Here is a 17,225-nt window from a genome sequence, read left to right on the forward strand (position 1 = left end):
TCTTGCCCGGCCCACCCTCACCCTTGAAAGGCTTCCTCGTGAGCACCGAAGCGTACGTGTACGACGCGATCCGCACCCCGCGCGGCCGCGGCAAGGCGAACGGCGCCCTGCACGGCACCAAGCCCATCGACCTGGTCGTGGGACTCATCCACGAGATCCGCGCCCGCTTCCCGGACCTGGACCCGGCGGCCGTCGACGACATCGTCCTCGGTGTCGTCGGACCGGTCGGCGACCAGGGCTCCGACATCGCCCGCATCGCCGCGATCGCCGCGGGCCTCCCGGACACGGTCGCGGGCGTCCAGGAGAACCGCTTCTGTGCGTCCGGCCTGGAAGCCGTCAACATGGCCGCCGCCAAGGTGCGTTCGGGCTGGGAGGACCTGGTCCTCGCGGGCGGTGTCGAGTCCATGTCCCGGGTGCCGATGGCCTCCGACGGCGGCGCCTGGTTCAACGACCCCATGACCAACCTGGCCGTCAACTTCGTACCGCAGGGCATCGGGGCCGACCTCATCGCCACGATCGAGGGATTCTCACGGCGTGACGTCGACGAGTACGCGGCCCTCTCCCAGGAGCGTGCCGCCACGGCCTGGAAGGAGGGCCGCTTCGACCGCTCCGTCGTCCCGGTGAAGGACCGCGCGGGGCTGACCGTCCTCGACCACGACGAGCACCTGCGCCCCGGCACCACCGCCGACTCCCTGGCGAAGCTCAAGCCGTCCTTCGCGGACATCGGCGACCTGGGCGGCTTCGACGCCGTGGCGCTCCAGAAGTACCACTGGGTCGAGAAGATCGACCACGTCCACCACGCGGGCAACTCCTCCGGCATCGTGGACGGCGCCTCGCTCGTCGCGATCGGCTCCAAGGAGGTCGGCGAGCGCTACGGCCTGCGTCCCCGCGCGCGGATCGTCTCCGCGGCCGTCTCCGGCTCCGAGCCCACCATCATGCTCACCGGACCCGCGCCCGCCACCCGCAAGGCGCTCGCCAAGGCCGGCCTCAGCATCGACGACATCGACCTGGTCGAGATCAACGAGGCCTTCGCGGCCGTCGTCCTGCGCTTCGTCAAGGACATGGGCCTCTCGCTGGACAAGGTCAACGTCAACGGCGGAGCGATCGCGCTGGGCCACCCGCTCGGCGCGACCGGCGCCATGATCCTGGGCAGCCTCATCGACGAACTGGAGCGCCAGGACAAGCGGTACGGCCTCGCGACGCTCTGTGTGGGCGGCGGCATGGGCATCGCCACCATCGTCGAGCGCATCTGACCCCCTCCCACGGATACGACGGATCACACGGAGCACTTCCACATGAGCACTCAGTCCACGACCATCCGCTGGGAACAGGACCGCACCGGCGTCGTCACCCTCGTCATCGACGACCCCGACCAGTCCGCAAACACCATGAACCAGGCGTTCCGCGACTCCCTCGCGGTGATCACCGACCGCCTGGAGGCCGAGAAGGACACCATCCGCGGAGTCATCATCACCTCCGCCAAGAAGACCTTCTTCGCCGGCGGCGACCTGCGCGACCTGATCCGGGTCACCCCCGAGACCGCGCAGGAACTCTTCGACGGCGGCCTCGCCATCAAGCGCAACCTGCGCCGCATCGAGACCCTCGGCAAGCCCGTCGTCGCCGCGATCAACGGCGCGGCCCTGGGCGGCGGTTACGAGATCGCCCTCGCCTGCCACCACCGCATCGCCCTCGACGCGCCCGGCTCCAAGATCGGCTGCCCCGAGGTCACCCTCGGCCTGCTCCCCGGCGGCGGCGGAGTCGTCCGCACGGTCCGCCTGCTGGGCATCGCCGACGCGCTGCTCAAGGTCCTGCTCCAGGGCACCCAGTACGCCCCGCAGCGCGCCCTCCAGAACGGCCTGGTCGACGACGTGGCCACCACCCAGGACGAACTCCTCGCCAAGGCCCGCGCGTTCATCGAGGCCAACCCCGAGTCCCAGCAGCCCTGGGACAAGCCCGGCTACCGCATCCCCGGCGGCACGCCCGCCAACCCGAAGTTCGCGGCCAACCTGCCCGCCTTCCCGGCGAGCCTGCGCAAGCAGACCAACGGCGCCCCCTACCCGGCCCCGCGCAACATCCTCGCGGCCGCCGTGGAGGGAGCCCAGGTCGACTTCGAGACCGCGCAGGTCATCGAGGCGCGCTACTTCGTCGAACTGGCGGCGGGCCAGACCTCCAAGAACATGATCCAGGCGTTCTTCTTCGACCTCCAGGCGGTGAACTCCGGCGCCAACCGCCCCAAGGGCGTCGAGCCCCGCCAGGTCCGCAAGGTGGCCGTGCTCGGCGCCGGGATGATGGGCGCGGGCATCGCGTACTCGTGCGCCCGCGCGGGCATCCAGGTCGTCCTGAAGGACGTGACACCGGAGGCGGCGGCCAAGGGCAAGGCCTACTCGGAGAAGCTCTGCGCGAAGGCGGTCTCCCGAGGCCGTACGACCCAGGAGAAGGCGGAGGCGCTCCTGGCCCGCATCACCCCGACGGCCGACCCCCAGGACCTGGCCGGCTGCGACGCGGTCGTGGAGGCGGTGTTCGAGGACTCGGCGCTCAAGCACAAGGTCTTCCAGGAGATCCAGCACATCGTCGAGCCGGACGCGCTGCTGTGCTCCAACACCTCGACGCTTCCCATCACCGCCCTCGCCGAAGGGGTGGAGCGCCAGGGCGACTTCATCGGCCTGCACTTCTTCTCGCCGGTCGACAAGATGCCGCTGGTCGAGATCATCAAGGGCGAGCGCACGGGGGAGGAGGCGCTGGCCCGCGCCTTCGACCTGGTCCGGCAGATCAAGAAGACGCCGATCGTCGTGAACGACTCGCGCGGCTTCTTCACCTCCCGCGTGATCGGCCACTTCCTCAACGAGGGCGTCGCCATGGTCGGCGAGGGCATCGAGCCCGCGTCGATCGAGCAGGCGGCGGCGCAGGCGGGCTACCCGGCGAAGGTCCTCTCCCTGATGGACGAGCTGACGCTGACGCTCCCGCGCAAGATCCGCAAGGAGACCCGGCAGGCGGTCGAGGAGGCGGGCGGCACCTGGACACCCCACCCCGCGGAGGCGGTCATCGACCGCATGGTCGACGAGTTCGGCCGCACGGGGCGCAGCGGGGGAGGCGGTTTCTACGACTACGGCGACGACGGCAAGCGGTCCGCGCTGTGGCCGGGCCTGCGCGAGCACTTCACCCGCCCGGGCGCGGAGATCCCCTTCCGGGACATGCAGGAACGCATGCTCTTCGCCGAGGCCCTGGACACGGTCAGGCTCCTGGAGGAGGGCGTCCTGACCTCGGTCGCCGACGCCAACATCGGCTCGATCTTCGGCATCGGCTTCCCGGGCTGGACCGGCGGCGTCCTCCAGTACATCAACGGCTACGAGGGCGGTCTGCCGGGCTTCGTGTCCCGCGCGCGTGAGCTGGCGGACCGCTACGGGGACCGCTTCACGCCGCCGGCGCTGCTGGTGGAGAAGGCGGAGAAGGGTGAGCGGTTCGGGGACGCGTGAGCGGACACCCCCGACACCCCGGACACCGGGGCGGCAGAGCGTCGTACCGCTGAGCGACACGGCCCTCTTGCCGCCCCACCCCGGGCTCCCCGACGCTGGACACCCAGCCGCCCCCACGAGGAGCCCCCATGGGTCAGCGTCCCGCGCTCGCCGTCCTGGACATCCTCCGCGACGAGGGCGTGGACCGCGTCTTCGGCAACCCGGGCACCACCGAACTCCCCTTCCTGGCCGCGCTCGCACAGGCGGAGAACGCCCCCGAGTACGTCCTCGGCGTCCACGAGGGCTCGGTGGTCGCCATGGCCGACGGCTACGCCCGCTCCACCGGCCGCCCCGCCTTCGTGAGTCTCCACATCGCGGCCGGCCTCGCCAACGGCCTCATCGGCCTCCTCAACGCCCGCCGCTCCCGCACCCCCCTCGTCGTCACGGCGGGCCAGCAGGACCGCCGCCACCTCCAGCAGGACCCCATGCTCTCCGGCGACGTCATCGGCCTCGCCACCCCCGCCGTGAAGGCGACGTACGACATCCAGCACGCCCGGGACCTGCCCCTGGCCCTCCGCCGCGCCTTCGCCCTCGCCCGACGCCCGCCCGCGGGCCCGGTGTTCCTCTCCCTGCCCACGGACCTCCTCCAGGAGGACACGGAACTGGAGATCCCGCCCCGCACCCCCACACCCCCCGAGGGCCCGGCCCCCGGCATCGAACGAGCCGCCGTACTCCTGGGAGCCGCCGCCCGCCCGGCGATCGTGGCCGGCGACGGCGTGGCCCGTGAGGACGCGCTCGGCGCACTGGTCCGCACCGCCGAGGCCTGCGGAGCCACCGTCCACCACCAACCCATGGCCGACGCCCTCGACTTCCCGACCACTCACCCCCTGTACGCCGGCATGCTCCCGCCCCGCCACGACGCGGTCCGCGCCGCCCTCGCCCCGTACGACACCGTCCTGATCGCCGGCGCCCACGCCTTCACCCCCCACCACTACACCCCCGGCCCCGCCCTGCCGCCCGGCACGACCGTCCTCCAACTCGACTCCGACCCGGACGAGATCGGCCGCAACTTCCCCGCCGACGCGGGACTCGTCGGAGCCCTCGCCCCCTCCCTGCACCGCCTCGCCGACCTGCTGCGCGACCAGGTGCCCGAGCACACCGCGAAGGCCCGCATCGTGCGCGCCGGTGAACAGCACACCGCCGCACGCGAGCGGGCCGAAGCGGCGGCCCGCGCCGCCTACTCCCCGGCCCCGCTCGCCCCCTGGGCCGCCGCCCACGCCGTGGCGCGCGGCCTCCCGCCGGACGCCGTGGTCGTGGAGGAGGCCATCACCGTCGGCCTCCTGCTGCGCCGGCACATACGACTGGAACGCCCCGGCAGCTACACCCACACCGTCGGCGGCGGCCTCGGCTGGGGCATCGGCGCCGCCGTCGGCCGGTCCCTCGCCGAACCGGGCCGCCCCGTCGTCGCCGTGCTGGGCGACGGCTGCACCCTCTTCGGCCTCCAGGGCCTGTGGAGCGCGGCCCGCCGGAACACCCCGGTGCTCTTCGTGGTGATGAACAACGGCGTCTACCGAACCGTCCAGGACAGCTACACCGCGATGGGCGCCCAAGGCACCTGCCCCGGCACCGAGTTGGGCCCGCTCGACTTCACCCAGGCGGCCCGCTTCTTCGGCGTCGACGCGGTCCGGGCCGAGAGCGCGGACCACCTGAGGGAGCTGGTGTCCGGCGCGGCCGACCTCACGGGGCCGCTGCTCGTCGACGTACCCCTCAAGGCGTCAGGAGGACCGGCCCGTCTCTGACGACCACTCCCGCAGCTCCTCCTTCAGGGACCGTTGGAAGGTCGTCAACAGGGCCTGTACGACCAGGGGTTCCATGTGCGCGGACAGTGACTTCACGTCCCGGGCGTCGCGCCTGGAGACCTCGCCGCGGAAGAGTTGCGACAACTCGTGCGCGGCGGCCCGGGAGTGCTCGATGAGCACCTTCCGCGAGGCCAGGATCGCCTCCTGGGACAGCGGGACGTCCAGCAGCCCGACGCCCAGCCGGAGCAGGCCCAGGTCGACCAGACAGGTGTCGCCGTCCTGCCGTACGACACCCATCGCGGCGAGCCGTTCCAGGTCGTCGTCGTCGAGCGCCCGCCCGGCCCGCCGCTGGAGCTCCTCGCGGGTCACCGGCTCCACGAGATCGGGGGCCCAGGAGGCCACCACGGCCCGGTGGATCGCGAGGTCGTGGGCGCTCAGGTCGGACGGCAGCTGCTGCATGTACCGCTCGATCGCCGCCAGCGTCATGCCCTGGTGCTGGAGCTCCTCGATCAGCGCCAGCCGGGCGAGGTGCTCACGGCCGTAGTGACCGACCCGGCGCGGACCGATCACCGGCGGGGGCAGCAGCCCTCGCGTGCCGTAGAAGCGGACCGTGCGGACCGTGACCCCCGCCCGCGCGGCGAGCTCGTCGACGGTGAGGGCGGGCTCCTCGACGGTGCGGTCCGGCTCCTCGGCGTCGTCCCCGGCGGCAGGGGTGGTGTCGGTCGTCATGTGCAGCAGTATCGCTGTCTCACCACTGCTGTGACATCCGCCACCGCTTGCGCAGCCGGTTGTCGGGCAGGCGACTCCTCGGCCTGTGCCTGCACCAGGAGGTACGGGCCGACGCACGTCCGAAGACCCCGGGCGACACCCCCGGGGCGCACCAGAGAGTGGACCCACCTGTGAGCAAGGACGCCGCGCAATCGGCCCAGGCCACCGTCAGTACCGCCCGCACCCAGGCGGCGCGGGTGCCCGCGGACGCGGGAGACGCCGGCTACAGCAAGGACCTCAAGTCCCGCCACGTCAACATGATCGCCATCGGCGGCGCGATCGGCACCGGCCTCTTCCTGGGCGCCGGCGGACGCCTCCACACCGCGGGCCCGGCGCTGGCGCTGGCGTACCTGGTGTGCGGCGTCTTCGCCTTCTTCGTCGTCCGCGCCCTGGGCGAGCTGGTCCTGTACCGCCCCTCCTCGGGCTCCTTCGTGTCGTACGCGCGGGAGTTCCTCGGCGAGAAGGGCGCGTACGTCGCCGGGTGGATGTACTTCCTGAACTGGTCGACGACCGGCATCGCCGACATCACGGCGATCGCGCTCTACACGCACTACTGGAGCCTGTTCACCGACATCCCGCAGTGGACGCTCGCGCTCGTCGCCCTCGCGGTGGTGCTGGCCGTGAACCTGATCTCGGTGAAGATCTTCGGCGAGATGGAGTTCTGGTTCGCGATCATCAAGGTCGCCACGCTCGTGGGGTTCATGCTGATCGGCGTCTTCCTGCTCGCCACCCGGCACGAGGTGGGCGGACGGACGCCCGGCGCGAGCGTGATCACCGACAGCGGCGGTGTCCTCCCGCACGGCCTCATGCCGGTCGTCCTCGTCATGCAGGGTGTGATCTTCGCGTACGCCGCGCTGGAACTGGTCGGTGTCGCGGCGGGCGAGACGGCGCACCCGGAGAAGGTCGTCCCGCGCGCGGTGAACTCGATCATGTGGCGGGTGGGCCTCTTCTACGTCGGCTCGGTCGTCCTCCTGGCCCTGCTGCTCCCGGCCTCGCTGTACTCGGCCGACGAGAGTCCCTTCGTCACCGTCCTCTCCAAGGTCGGCGTCCCGGCGGCGGGCGACGTGATGAACCTGGTGGTCCTCACGGCGGCGATGTCCTCCCTGAACTCCGGGCTCTACTCCACGGGCCGCATCCTGCGCTCCATGGCCGCGGCGGGCTCGGCGCCGAGGTTCACGGCTCGGATGAACCGCAGCCAGGTGCCGTACGGCGGCATCCTGCTCACCTGCGCGGTGTGCGTGCTGGGCGTCGGCCTCAACTACCTCGTGCCGAGCCAGGCCTTCGAGATCGTGCTGAACATCGCGTCCCTCGGCGTCATCAGCACGTGGGTGATCATCATGGTCTGCCACCTGGTCTTCGTCCGCCGCGCCCGCGCGGGCCTCCTCACCCGCCCCACCTTCCGCCTCCCCTTCAGCCCGGCCACCGAGATCACCACGATCACCTTCCTCCTGGCCTGCCTCGCCATGATGTGGAACGACCCGGAGGTGGGCCGCAAGACCCTCCTCCTCATCCCTCTGATCGGAGCCCTCCTGGTGGCGGGCTGGTTCGGGGTCCGCCACAGGGTGGCCACGACGACAGACGGCCGACCGACCGACCTCACGCACTGAGCGGGGGCCGTTGTCAGTGCCGCCCTCTACGGTGGCGTCATGGGGGAGATCACGTACATCCGAGGAGACGCCACGGCCCCGTCCGCGAAGGGCGTCAAGCTGATCGCGCACGTGTGCAACGACATCGGGGGCTGGGGAAAGGGCTTCGTGGTGGCGGTGTCCCGCCGGTGGCCCGAGCCGGAGGGGACATGTCGACCTGCGGCAAGGGACGCGCCCTGAAGGGGCGCGGGGAACTGCGCGACCAGCCACCGTCTGCCTGCGGCCGCCCTCGACGGGAGGACCCATGGCGGAGGGGTCAGCCCCACCCAGCCGAGCGGCATGCGGACTCGCCGGAGGCAAGTGGTCCCGCGTCGAGCCGCTGATCATCGATGTGCCGGTGTCGGCGAGAACCCCCGCCGCTCACGCCCGCGCCCTCCTCGCCCGCATCCCCCGCCTCTTGAATCGGGAGTAATCGGGTACCCGGGCCGGGTGAGGAAGACGCGGTGGATCGGTGTGCTGACATTCCTGGCCCTGGCCCTGCTCGGACTGGTCCTCTCCGGCTGTGGCAGCGTCGGTGAGCGCCGGTCCGACGCCGAGACCGCCGCCACCGGATTCGAGCGGCTCCTGCGCGCCCACGACCCGGCCGGCCTCTGCGAAGCGCTCGCCCCCGAAACCCGCGGCGAACTGGAGGAGTCCGCGAAGGAGAGCTGCGCCCAGGCGATCACCTCCCAGGACCTCCCCCTCGGCGGCACCCCCCACCACGTGGACGTCTACGGCCGGCAGGCCCGTGTCGTCCTCGACGCGGACACCCTCTTCCTCTCCCTGTTCCCCGACGGCTGGAAGGTCGTCGCCGCCGGCTGCACCCCCGAGCCGGGCCGCCCGTACCAGTGCACGATCAAGGGAGGCTGACGGCACATGCGGACCATGTTCACGCTCTGCCTGGTCGTCGTCCTCAGCGGCCTCGTCTACTTCACCGTCCTGGGGCTGATGCACCGATGACCACACGCACCCGCGGCTTCCTGCGCGACAACGGCCTCGGCCTGGCCTTCGGCATCGGATTCCTGCTGGCCCTCGCCGGCCAGGCGATCGCGGGCTACGCGGACTTCAACAACCAGCTCACCACCGAAGGACTCGCCCAGGTCGGCTTCGGCGAGTACCTCATGTCCTCCGACTTCGCCGTCGACGTGACGGAGAACTGGCAGTCGGAGTACCTCCAGTTCTTCCTCTACATCACCGCGACCGTCTGGCTCCTGCAACGCGGCTCGCCCGAGTCGAAGGAGATGCACAAGGCCGGCACGGAGTCCGACCGGGATCAGCAGGTCGGCGCGTACGCCCACCGGGACTCCCCACGCTGGGTCGGCGTGGGGAGACTGCGGCAGGCGTTCTACTCCCGCTCCCTCGGCCTGGTCGTGGGCACCATCTTCGCCCTCTCCTGGCTGGCCCAGTCGATCAGCGGAGTCGCCGCCTACAACGAGGAGCAACTACGGCAGCTCCAGGCCCCCATGAGCTGGGGCAACTACATCGGCTCCGCGGACTTCTGGAGCCGCACCCTCCAGAACTGGCAGTCCGAACTCCTCGCCGTGGCCTCCATGGCCATCCTCTCCGTATACCTACGACAGCGCGGCTCACCGGAGTCCAAACCGGTCGGGGCGGCCCACACCTCGACCGGGATCGAGGGATAGACCGCCGCCCCCCTGAGCCCTGTCTAGCCGGCGTGCACCCCGTTCGTGGCCGCGATCCGCTTCCACGACTTCGGCTGTGCGGGAGCCTTCCCGACCCTCGCGATCGACGCGCCCCGAGCCGCGGGCGCCCCCGGCTTCGACGGCTGGAACAGCCACGTGTCGAACAGCGCGGCGAGCGGCCGCCCCGACACCTCCTCGGCGTACCTCTGGAAGTCGGCCACCGACGCGTTGCCGTACGCGTGTTTCCGCGGCCACCCCTTCAGCACCGCGAAGAACGCCTCGTCGCCGATCTCGCTCCGCAACGCCTGGAGGGCCAGCGCGCCCCGGTCGTAGACCGCGATGTCGAACTGGTTCTCCGGCCCGGGATCACCCGGCCGCACGGTCCAGAACGCGTCGTCCGCCGGGTGCGAGGCGTAGACGTAGTCGGCGAGTTCCTGTGCCGTGCCCTCGTCCTCGTGCTCGGACCACAGCCACTGCGCGTACCGCGCGAAGCCTTCGTTGATCCAGATGTCCTTCCAGCCGCGCACCGACACCAGGTCGCCGTACCACTGGTGGGCCAACTCGTGCACGACCACGGAGGTGTTGGACCCGTTCGCGAACTGGCGCGGGCTGTAGAAGGGCCGGGTCTGGGTCTCCAGCGCGTACCCGGTGGTGGTGTTCGGGACGTACCCGCCGAGCGCGTCGAAGGGATACGGCCCGAAGTACGAGCTCAGCCAGTCGGCGATCTCCCCGGTCCGCTCGACGCTGGCCCGCGCGGCACCGTAGTTCGCCCCGAGGTCCTTGCTGTAGGCGTTGACGACCGGAATGCCGCCGTCGGTCGTCCCGGTCGTGAGGTCGAACTTTCCGACGGCCAGCGTCGCGAGATACGTGGCCTGCGGCTTGTCGGAGCGCCAGTTCCAGCGGGTCCAGCCGAGGCGTGAACTCGTCGACTGGAGCGTGCCGTTGGAGATGGCCTGGCTGCCGTCCGGCACCAGGACCGACACGTCGTAGGTGGCCTTGTCGAGCGGGTGGTCGTTGCTCGGGAACCACCACCAGGCCGCCTCGGGCTCGTTCGCCCCGACCCCGCCGTCCGGAGTGCGGTGCCAGCTGGTGAAGCCGTACGCCTGCCTCGACGAGGGCACTCCGCTGTAGCGGACGACGACCGTGAGGGAAGTTCCCTTGGCCGGCGGCGACTTGGGCGTGATCTCCAGCTCGTGCTCGCCCGACGTGGTGAAGGACGCCTTCACGCCGTTGACCCGCACCTCGTTCACGTCGAGCAGGAAGTCCAGATCGAACCGGGACAGATCCTGGGTCGTGCGCGCGAGGAGGGTCGCCGTGCCCTCCAACTCGTCCGTCGCGGGCTGGTACTTGAGCCGCAGGTCGTAGTGGGAGACGTCGTATCCGCCGTTGCCGTAGTCCGGGTAGTAGGGGTCGCCGATGCCCGGTGCGCCGGGGGACGAGCTCGCCGCCGACGCCGGGATCGCCAGCATCAGGGAGGCCGCCGCGAGTGCGCCCGGTGCGATCAGTCTGCGGTGCACGAGAACTCCAAGTCGTGGGGGGCCGAAGTCTGTTCGCAGCCTATTCACCACCTGTGAGCTGGATGTGTCCACGAGCGCACCTGTCACACGATCGCCATTCGGCCGACATGGTCTCAAGGGGCCCTCTTTTGTACGGGAGTTGACCGCAGTACCGTCCGCGCATGTCGATAAGCACGCGCTTCACGATCTGGAGACCGCTAGCGACCGCCGCCGCGGCCACCGCCGCCCTGCTGGCGACCTTCCTCGCCCCCGCGACCGCACAGGCACAGCCTCAGGCGGTCCCGCAGAAGACGCGGGTGAGCCAACCCGTCTACTCGTACGAGAACGCCGTCCGCGAGGCCGTCTGGGTGGACACCCGGCTCGACGGCGACGGGGACGGGAGGACCGACCGCGTCGCCGTCGACATCGTGCGGCCCCGCGAACCCGCCCAGCAGGGCCGCAAGGTCCCGGTCATCATGGACGCCAGCCCGTACTACTCCTGCTGCGGGCGCGGCAACGAGAGCCAGCTGAAGACGTACGACGCGAACGGCGACGTCGTCCAGATGCCGCTCTTCTACGACAACTACTTCGTGCCCCGCGGCTACGCCTTCGTCGGCGTCGACTTGGCCGGAACCAACCGCTCCGACGGCTGTGTGGACGTCGGCGGCCGCTCCGACATCCAGTCCGCCAAGGCCGTCGTCGACTGGCTCAACGGCCGGGCCACCGCCTACACGAGCCGCACGGGCACCCAGAAGACCAAGGCCGGCTGGACCAACGGCAGGACCGGCATGATCGGCAAGAGCTGGGACGGCACCATCGCCAACGGCGTGGCCGCCACCGGCGTCGAGGGCCTGAGGACCATCGTCCCGATCAGCGCCATCTCCACCTGGTACGACTACTACTTCTCCAAGGGCGCCCCGCTCTACGACTCCGGCCCCGACTGGCTCTCGAACTACGTCGACAGCCCCGACGCCCGCGCCAAGTGCGCCGCCGTCCAGCAGAAGCTCGTCGACCAGGCACCCCGCACCGGTGACTGGACGCCCCTGTGGACCGAGCGCGACTACGTGAAGGACGCGAAGAGGGTCAAGGCCAGCGTCTTCCTCGTGCACGGCATGCAGGACCTCAACGTCCGTCTCCAGCACGTCGGTCCGTGGTGGGACGCCCTCGCGAAGAACGGCGTCGAGCGCAAGATCTGGCTCTCCCAGACCGGCCACGTCGACCCCTTCGACTTCCGCCGTGCGCAGTGGGTCGACACCCTGCACCGCTGGTTCGACCACGAACTCCTCGGCTACGACAACGGCATCGACCGCGAGCCCATGGCCGACATCGAGCGCCACCCGGACCAGTGGGTCACCTCCACGACCTGGCCCCCGCGCGGCACGTCCGCGGCCACCCTGCGCCCCGCGAAGGGCACCGGACCGGGTGTCGGCACCCTCGGCCTGACCAGGGCCAGGGGCACCGAGACCGTCACCGACGATCCGGCGCTGAGCGAGACCGACTGGGCCGCGCGGATCGACACCCCGACCCCCGACAAGGCGGGCTTCACCACCGGCACCCTCACCAAGGACCTCCGGCTGTCCGGCGCCTCGAAGGTGACCGTCACCGCGACCCCGACCACGTCAACCGCCCATCTCTCCGCCGTACTCGTGGACCTGGGCCCCGACACCATCCGCGACTACGCGGCGAGCGGGGAAGGCATCAGCACCCTGGCCGACCGCACCTGCTGGGGCCTGAGCACCACCGGCGACAGCGCCTGCTTCAAGGAGACGCGGGCCAGGACCGCCGCCGTCGACCACACGGTGGTCAGCCGCGGCTGGGCCGACCTCGGCAACCACGCCTCGGACAAGAAGGGCGTCCCGCTCACCCCGGGCAAGGCCTACACCATCACCCTCGACCTGGGCGCCACCGACCACGTCGTCCCGGCGGGCCACCGTCTCGCCCTGATTGTCGCGGGCACCGACAAGGACCTCATCGACCCGCCGTCCACCAGGCCCACCCTGACGATCGACCTGGCCCGCACCTCGGCCCGCGTCCCGCTGGTCGGCGGCGCCGCCGCGTTCGCGCACGCGACGAAGGGCGCCGGGACCGCCGTAGCGGAAGAGGCCGGAGCGCTCGACGGCGTCCGGGCTCCGCGCACGGCCCACCGGGTTCCGGAGGGCGGATGAGGCGGACCGTCACCACCGCGGGCGCGGCGGCCCTGCTCGCCGCCGTGCTCGCCGCCCCGGCCCACGCGGCCGGGGCCCCGCCCCGCACCGGGTTCGAGACCACGCAGGGCGCCCGCTGGACGAGCGAGGCCGAGGAACTGGACTTCCTCACCCGGGTCGACCGGAGCGACCGGGCCGTCCTCACCCGCATCGGTACGACGAAACAGGGCCGTCCCCTCCACCTCGTCCAGGTCGGTGCCCGCCACGCCCCGAACAAGGTGCTCCTCGTGTGCAGCCAGCACGGCGACGAGCCCTCCGGCCGCGAGGCCTGTCTCAGCACGGTCCGCGACCTGGCGTACGCCGAGGACTCCCGGACCCGGCGCTTCCTGGACCGCACCACCGTGCTGGTCGTGCCCACCGCCAACCCGGACGGCCGGGCCGCCGACACCCGGGGCAACGGCGACGGCGTCGACGTCAACCGCGACCACCTCGCCCTGGCCACGGCCGAGGCCCGCGCCATGGCGCAGGTCGTCCGGGACCGGCGGCCGGACGTGATCTACGACCTGCACGAGTACTCGGCCACCCCGCGCTACTACGACAAGGACCTCTTCGACCTCTGGCCCCGCAACCTCAACACCGACCGGGCCGTCCACGACGAGGCCGAGACCCTGTCCCGGGCGTACGTGCGCCCCGCCGCGCAGGACGCCGGGTACACGACCGGGACGTACGGAATCTGGACCGACCCCGTCACCGGCGACCCGATCAGACAGGTCGCCGGTGACGGCCAGGAGCGCATCCTGCGCAACATGTCCGGCGTCAAGCACGCGATCGGACTGCTGATCGAGAGCAGGGTCGAACCCCTGACGGACACGGACGAAGCGAGCAACAACCGGCGCCGGGTGGACTCCCAACTGGCCGCTCTGAAAGGCCTGTTCACCTACACCGACGACCGCCGCCGACAGATCGAGGCGGCCACCGCGGGGGCCCGCCACACCACGGGGACCGGCCCCGTCTACCTCGGCGGCGCCGACAACGACCCGCCCGAACCGGCCGAGGTGATCCAGGACCCGCCCTGCGGCTACCGGCTCACCCAGGCCCAGTACACGGAGGTGAAGGACGAACTCGCCCTGCACGGGGTGCGCACGCGGGGAACGTACGTCTCCCTGAAGCAGCCCCTGCGCGCCCTCGTCCCGCTGCTCCTGGACGCACGCGCGCCGTACCACCTCGCGGCCGGGGAGCCCGACACCGGTTGCTGAATGGGGTCTGATCTGCGGCACCTGTGGTAGGTCCTGGGGAAGTGTGTGAAAACCGGCGTACCCACCGCTCCAGGGGAAGGTGCCGCAGATGACTGAAGACCTGAAGAAGAGAGGTGGCCGGGAAGGTCCCTCGGGCGTTCTCGGCCACCAGACCGACCGAGTGGTGTTCGGAGTCACCGCCGCCATCACCCTGGCCTTCGTGATCTGGGGCTGGGCGGCGACGGACTCCCTGGAGGACGTCTCCACCACCATGCTCAACGGGCTGATCCACAACGGCGGCTGGGCCTTCATGCTGGCCGCCTCGTGCTTCGTGGTGTTCGCCCTGTGGCTCGCGATGAGCCGCTACGGCCGCATCCACCTGGGCGCCGAGGGCGAGGAACCCGAGTTCAAGACGGTGTCCTGGGTCGCCATGATGTTCAGCGCCGGCATGGGCATCGGCCTGATGTTCTACGGCGTGAGCGAGCCCCTCTCGCACTACACGACCCCGCCCCCGGGCACGAATCCCGCCAACTCCGGCGACCGCATGGAGACGGCGATGGCCACCACCCTCTTCCACTGGACCCTGCACCCGTGGGCCATCTACGCGGTGGTCGGCCTCGGCATCGCCTACAGCACCTTCCGCAAGCGCCGGCGCCAGACCATCAGCGCCGTCTTCACCCCGCTCATCGGGGAGAAGCACGCGAACGGCGCCGCCGGCCGGGTGATCGACATCCTCGCGATCATCGCCACCGTCTTCGGCTCCGCGGCCTCCCTCGGCCTCGGCGCCCTCCAGATCGGCTCCGGCTTCCAGGAGCTGGACTGGATGGACGACGTGAGCACCGGCCTGCTCGTCGCGATCATCGCGGTGCTGACCCTGGCCTTCGTGCTCTCGGCCGTCTCCGGCATCGAGCGCGGCATCCAGTGGCTGTCCAACACCAACATGGTGCTCGCCCTGATCCTCGCGGTGTTCGTGTTCATCGCGGGCCCCACCATCATCGTCCTCGACCTGCTGCCCACCTCGGTCTTCTCCTACCTCGGCGACCTTCCCCAGCTGGCCGGCCGCACCGAGGCGAGCGGCGGCAAGGGCGTCGCGGACTGGCTGGGCAGCTGGACCGTCTTCTACTGGGCCTGGTGGATCTCCTGGACGCCCTTCGTGGGCATGTTCATCGCCCGCATCAGCCGCGGCCGCACCATCCGCCAGTTCGTCGGCGGAGTCATCCTCGTGCCCAGCACGGTCAGCCTGATCTGGTTCGCGATCTTCGGCGGTACGGCCATGAAGCTGAAGGAGGGCGGCGCGCTCGGCGGCGAGTCGACCCCCGAGGGCCAGCTCTTCGGCGTGCTCCAGGAGTTCCCCATCGCCACCGCCACCAGCCTGCTGGTGATGATCCTGGTCGGCATCTTCTTCGTGTCGGGCGCCGACGCCGCGTCCATCGTGATGGGCACGCTCTCCCAGAAGGGCGCCCTCGAACCCGGTCGTTTCGTCGTCGTGTTCTGGGGCGTGGTCACCGGAGCGGTCGCCGCCATCATGCTGCTCGTCGGCAGCGGTCAGGGCGACGCGCTCACCGGTCTGCAGAACCTCACCATCCTGGCCGCCGCGCCCTTCGTCCTCGTGATGATCGGGATGTGCGTCGCCCTCATGCGCGACCTGCGGCGCGACCCGGTCATCGTGCGCGGCGAGATGGGCTCCGAGGCCGTCGAACTCGCCGTGATCGAGGGCCACCGCAAGTACGACGGCGACTTCGGCATCCAGATCGGCCCCGGCCCCGGCACCGAGACGGAGGGCGACCCGCTGGGCCACGACCACGCCTGAGCACGGCGGATGCGAGGAGGAGGCGCGCGGACCGCCCCCTCCTCGCACCGCTGTCAGGCCCCCTCCCCGCGGTCCCCCTTCGACCACGCGTACGCCGCCCGCGACGGGCCGCCCGCCCAAGTCCCCCCGCACGTCGGGCGATCCGGTCGCCCGGCCTTAGCGGAATGCCCCATGCCGTGCGCAGACCGCCCCAAAGCCGGGAATACTCACACCATGTCTGCCGCCTACGCGACCTTCGGCCTGGCACCGGCGATGCGTGCCGGTGGAGTCCTCGCCAACGGTGACTTCCAGATACACCGGGACTTCGTGGACTTCATCGTCGACAGCCGCCCGCTCCTCTTCCAACTCTCCGACCTCGACGCCGTCTCCCCCCTCGCCTCCGACGTCCCGCCCGCGATCTTCACCGCCCAGGTCCGCAGCCTCCTGGGCGAGACGGACGCCCCGCTTCCGGGCGGCCGTTACGTCATCTACGGCTGCCCCGAGTGCGAGGACCTCGCCTGCGGGGCCGTCACCGCCGTCATCGAGCGGGACGGCGACGACTTCATCTGGCGGGACTTCGCCTGGCAGACCGAGGACGCCGTGGACCTCCGCCTCAACGGCTACCACGGCATCGGCCCCTTCCGCTTCCAGGGCGCCGAATACCGCGCGGCACTGGACTCCCTCCTCCAGGAGGAGACCCACCGGGCCCGCCGCCGCGTCCTGCTGATCGGCGCCCGCGTCGCCGTCCTCGCCAAACTGGCCGCCGCCCTGCGCACCATCGGCATCGGCGCCGACATCACCCAGAGCGTGGGCGGTGTCCCCGCCGACGAACTGCGCGGCTACGGCGCCGTCGCCTTCGGACGCGCGATCAGCGAGGAGGAACGTGCCGCCGTACGCCACTCCTTCGACCGCGCCGGCGTCGACGTGGCCTACGTCGACGGCCTCGCCCCGATCATCCCGCTGCTCGTGGCCCAGATAGAGCACGCCCTGGATCGCAGCCCCACCGAACAGCGCCGGCTGACCCGCCTGGTCGCCGCCGACGGCGAGGCGGGCGTCGAGGTCACCTCACCGTGCCGGGTGCGCCTGACGGCGTACCGCCTCGACCGCCTCTACCGCACCCACGCCCAGGAGGTCTTCGACGGCGTCCTGGAGGCGGGCCGGCACCGGATCGCCCTGGACGCCAAGGCGGTGAAGGGAGAGTCGTTCGTCGTGGCGCGGACCTCGGGAAGCGTCCTGGTGGAGGCGATGGCCCGCTGAAAACCCGAGCGCCGACC

At 71.1% G+C, this 17,225-nt stretch carries 12 protein-coding genes and 1 pseudogene; 11 read left to right on the forward strand and 2 right to left on the reverse strand.

Translation table 11 applies throughout. The annotated features are described in order from the left end of the window. Positions 1–38: 38 nt before the first annotated feature. The 3 genes from AC2XR2_RS37285 (at position 39) to AC2XR2_RS37295 (ending at position 5,251) form a co-directional block, all read left to right on the forward strand. Complete coding sequence (locus AC2XR2_RS37285; RefSeq protein WP_330263253.1) at positions 39–1,253, forward strand: acetyl-CoA C-acetyltransferase; 1,215 nt, start codon at positions 39–41, stop codon at positions 1,251–1,253. Positions 1,254–1,295: 42 nt separating this feature from the next. Beyond that, on the forward strand, positions 1,296–3,473 hold the full coding sequence (locus AC2XR2_RS37290; protein ID WP_491517473.1) for a 3-hydroxyacyl-CoA dehydrogenase NAD-binding domain-containing protein: 2,178 nt from the start codon (positions 1,296–1,298) through the stop codon (positions 3,471–3,473). 128 nt (positions 3,474–3,601) lie between these two features. Further along, positions 3,602–5,251, forward strand: a complete 1,650-nt coding sequence (locus AC2XR2_RS37295) for a thiamine pyrophosphate-binding protein (protein ID WP_491517474.1) — start codon at positions 3,602–3,604, stop codon at positions 5,249–5,251. Here the strand turns inward: AC2XR2_RS37295 and AC2XR2_RS37300 are convergent. Beyond that, positions 5,228–5,980 (reverse strand): MerR family transcriptional regulator, encoded by a 753-nt coding sequence (locus AC2XR2_RS37300; protein ID WP_330263250.1) that lies wholly within the window; start codon positions 5,978–5,980, stop codon positions 5,228–5,230. The genes AC2XR2_RS37295 and AC2XR2_RS37300 overlap by 24 nt on opposite strands. A 170-nt stretch (positions 5,981–6,150) precedes the next feature. Here AC2XR2_RS37300 and AC2XR2_RS37305 point away from each other — a divergent pair, with 170 nt between their 5' ends. The 4 genes and pseudogenes from AC2XR2_RS37305 (at position 6,151) to AC2XR2_RS37320 (ending at position 9,287) form a co-directional block, all read left to right on the forward strand. Next, positions 6,151–7,626, forward strand: a complete 1,476-nt coding sequence (locus AC2XR2_RS37305; protein ID WP_491517475.1) for an amino acid permease — start codon at positions 6,151–6,153, stop codon at positions 7,624–7,626. Between the two features lie 39 nt (positions 7,627–7,665). Next, positions 7,666–8,077, forward strand: a pseudogene (locus AC2XR2_RS37310) (macro domain-containing protein). Positions 8,078–8,094: 17 nt separating this feature from the next. Beyond that, positions 8,095–8,514, forward strand: a complete 420-nt coding sequence (locus AC2XR2_RS37315; RefSeq protein ID WP_491517476.1) for a hypothetical protein — start codon at positions 8,095–8,097, stop codon at positions 8,512–8,514. A gap of 86 nt (positions 8,515–8,600) precedes the next feature. Further along, positions 8,601–9,287: a DUF6766 family protein gene (locus AC2XR2_RS37320; RefSeq protein WP_491517477.1), complete on the forward strand. Its 687-nt coding sequence runs from the start codon at positions 8,601–8,603 to the stop codon at positions 9,285–9,287. A 23-nt stretch (positions 9,288–9,310) separates the two neighbouring features. Here AC2XR2_RS37320 and AC2XR2_RS37325 read toward each other — a convergent pair whose 3' ends face one another. Continuing rightward, positions 9,311–10,804 carry a M1 family metallopeptidase gene (locus tag AC2XR2_RS37325; RefSeq protein WP_491517478.1) on the reverse strand — a complete coding sequence of 498 codons (1,494 nt, stop codon included), beginning with the start codon at positions 10,802–10,804 and terminating at the stop codon, positions 9,311–9,313. A 161-nt stretch (positions 10,805–10,965) separates the two neighbouring features. Here AC2XR2_RS37325 and AC2XR2_RS37330 point away from each other — a divergent pair, with 161 nt between their 5' ends. From AC2XR2_RS37330 to AC2XR2_RS37345, 4 genes are all read left to right on the forward strand, one after another. Then, complete coding sequence (locus AC2XR2_RS37330; protein ID WP_491517479.1) at positions 10,966–12,948, forward strand: Xaa-Pro dipeptidyl-peptidase; 1,983 nt, start codon at positions 10,966–10,968, stop codon at positions 12,946–12,948. Next, on the forward strand, positions 12,945–14,183 hold the full coding sequence (locus tag AC2XR2_RS37335) for a M14 family metallopeptidase (protein ID WP_491517480.1): 1,239 nt from the start codon (positions 12,945–12,947) through the stop codon (positions 14,181–14,183). Before AC2XR2_RS37330 ends, AC2XR2_RS37335 begins: the two co-directional genes overlap by 4 nt. Positions 14,184–14,271: 88 nt before the next feature. Beyond that, a complete protein-coding gene (locus AC2XR2_RS37340) occupies positions 14,272–15,972 on the forward strand; it encodes a BCCT family transporter (RefSeq protein WP_491517481.1) in 1,701 nt (566 codons plus the stop codon). 213 nt (positions 15,973–16,185) lie between these two features. Continuing rightward, a complete protein-coding gene (locus AC2XR2_RS37345; protein WP_381296577.1) occupies positions 16,186–17,208 on the forward strand; it encodes an oxidoreductase in 1,023 nt (340 codons plus the stop codon). Positions 17,209–17,225 lie beyond the last annotated feature (17 nt).

Source organism: Streptomyces sp. LS-MS-L19, assembly GCF_058382285.1.

Coding starts and splice junctions, on each gene's coding strand:
- AC2XR2_RS37335 (WP_491517480.1), top strand. CDS start 12,945: ATGAGGCGGACCGTCACCACCGCGGGCGCGGCGGCCCTGCTCGCCGCC.
- AC2XR2_RS37340 (WP_491517481.1), top strand. CDS start 14,272: ATGACTGAAGACCTGAAGAAGAGAGGTGGCCGGGAAGGTCCCTCGGGC.
- AC2XR2_RS37320 (WP_491517477.1), top strand. CDS start 8,601: ATGACCACACGCACCCGCGGCTTCCTGCGCGACAACGGCCTCGGCCTG.
- AC2XR2_RS37300 (WP_330263250.1), bottom strand. CDS start 5,980: ATGACGACCGACACCACCCCTGCCGCCGGGGACGACGCCGAGGAGCCG.
- AC2XR2_RS37290 (WP_491517473.1), top strand. CDS start 1,296: ATGAGCACTCAGTCCACGACCATCCGCTGGGAACAGGACCGCACCGGC.
- AC2XR2_RS37345 (WP_381296577.1), top strand. CDS start 16,186: ATGTCTGCCGCCTACGCGACCTTCGGCCTGGCACCGGCGATGCGTGCC.
- AC2XR2_RS37295 (WP_491517474.1), top strand. CDS start 3,602: ATGGGTCAGCGTCCCGCGCTCGCCGTCCTGGACATCCTCCGCGACGAG.
- AC2XR2_RS37330 (WP_491517479.1), top strand. CDS start 10,966: ATGTCGATAAGCACGCGCTTCACGATCTGGAGACCGCTAGCGACCGCC.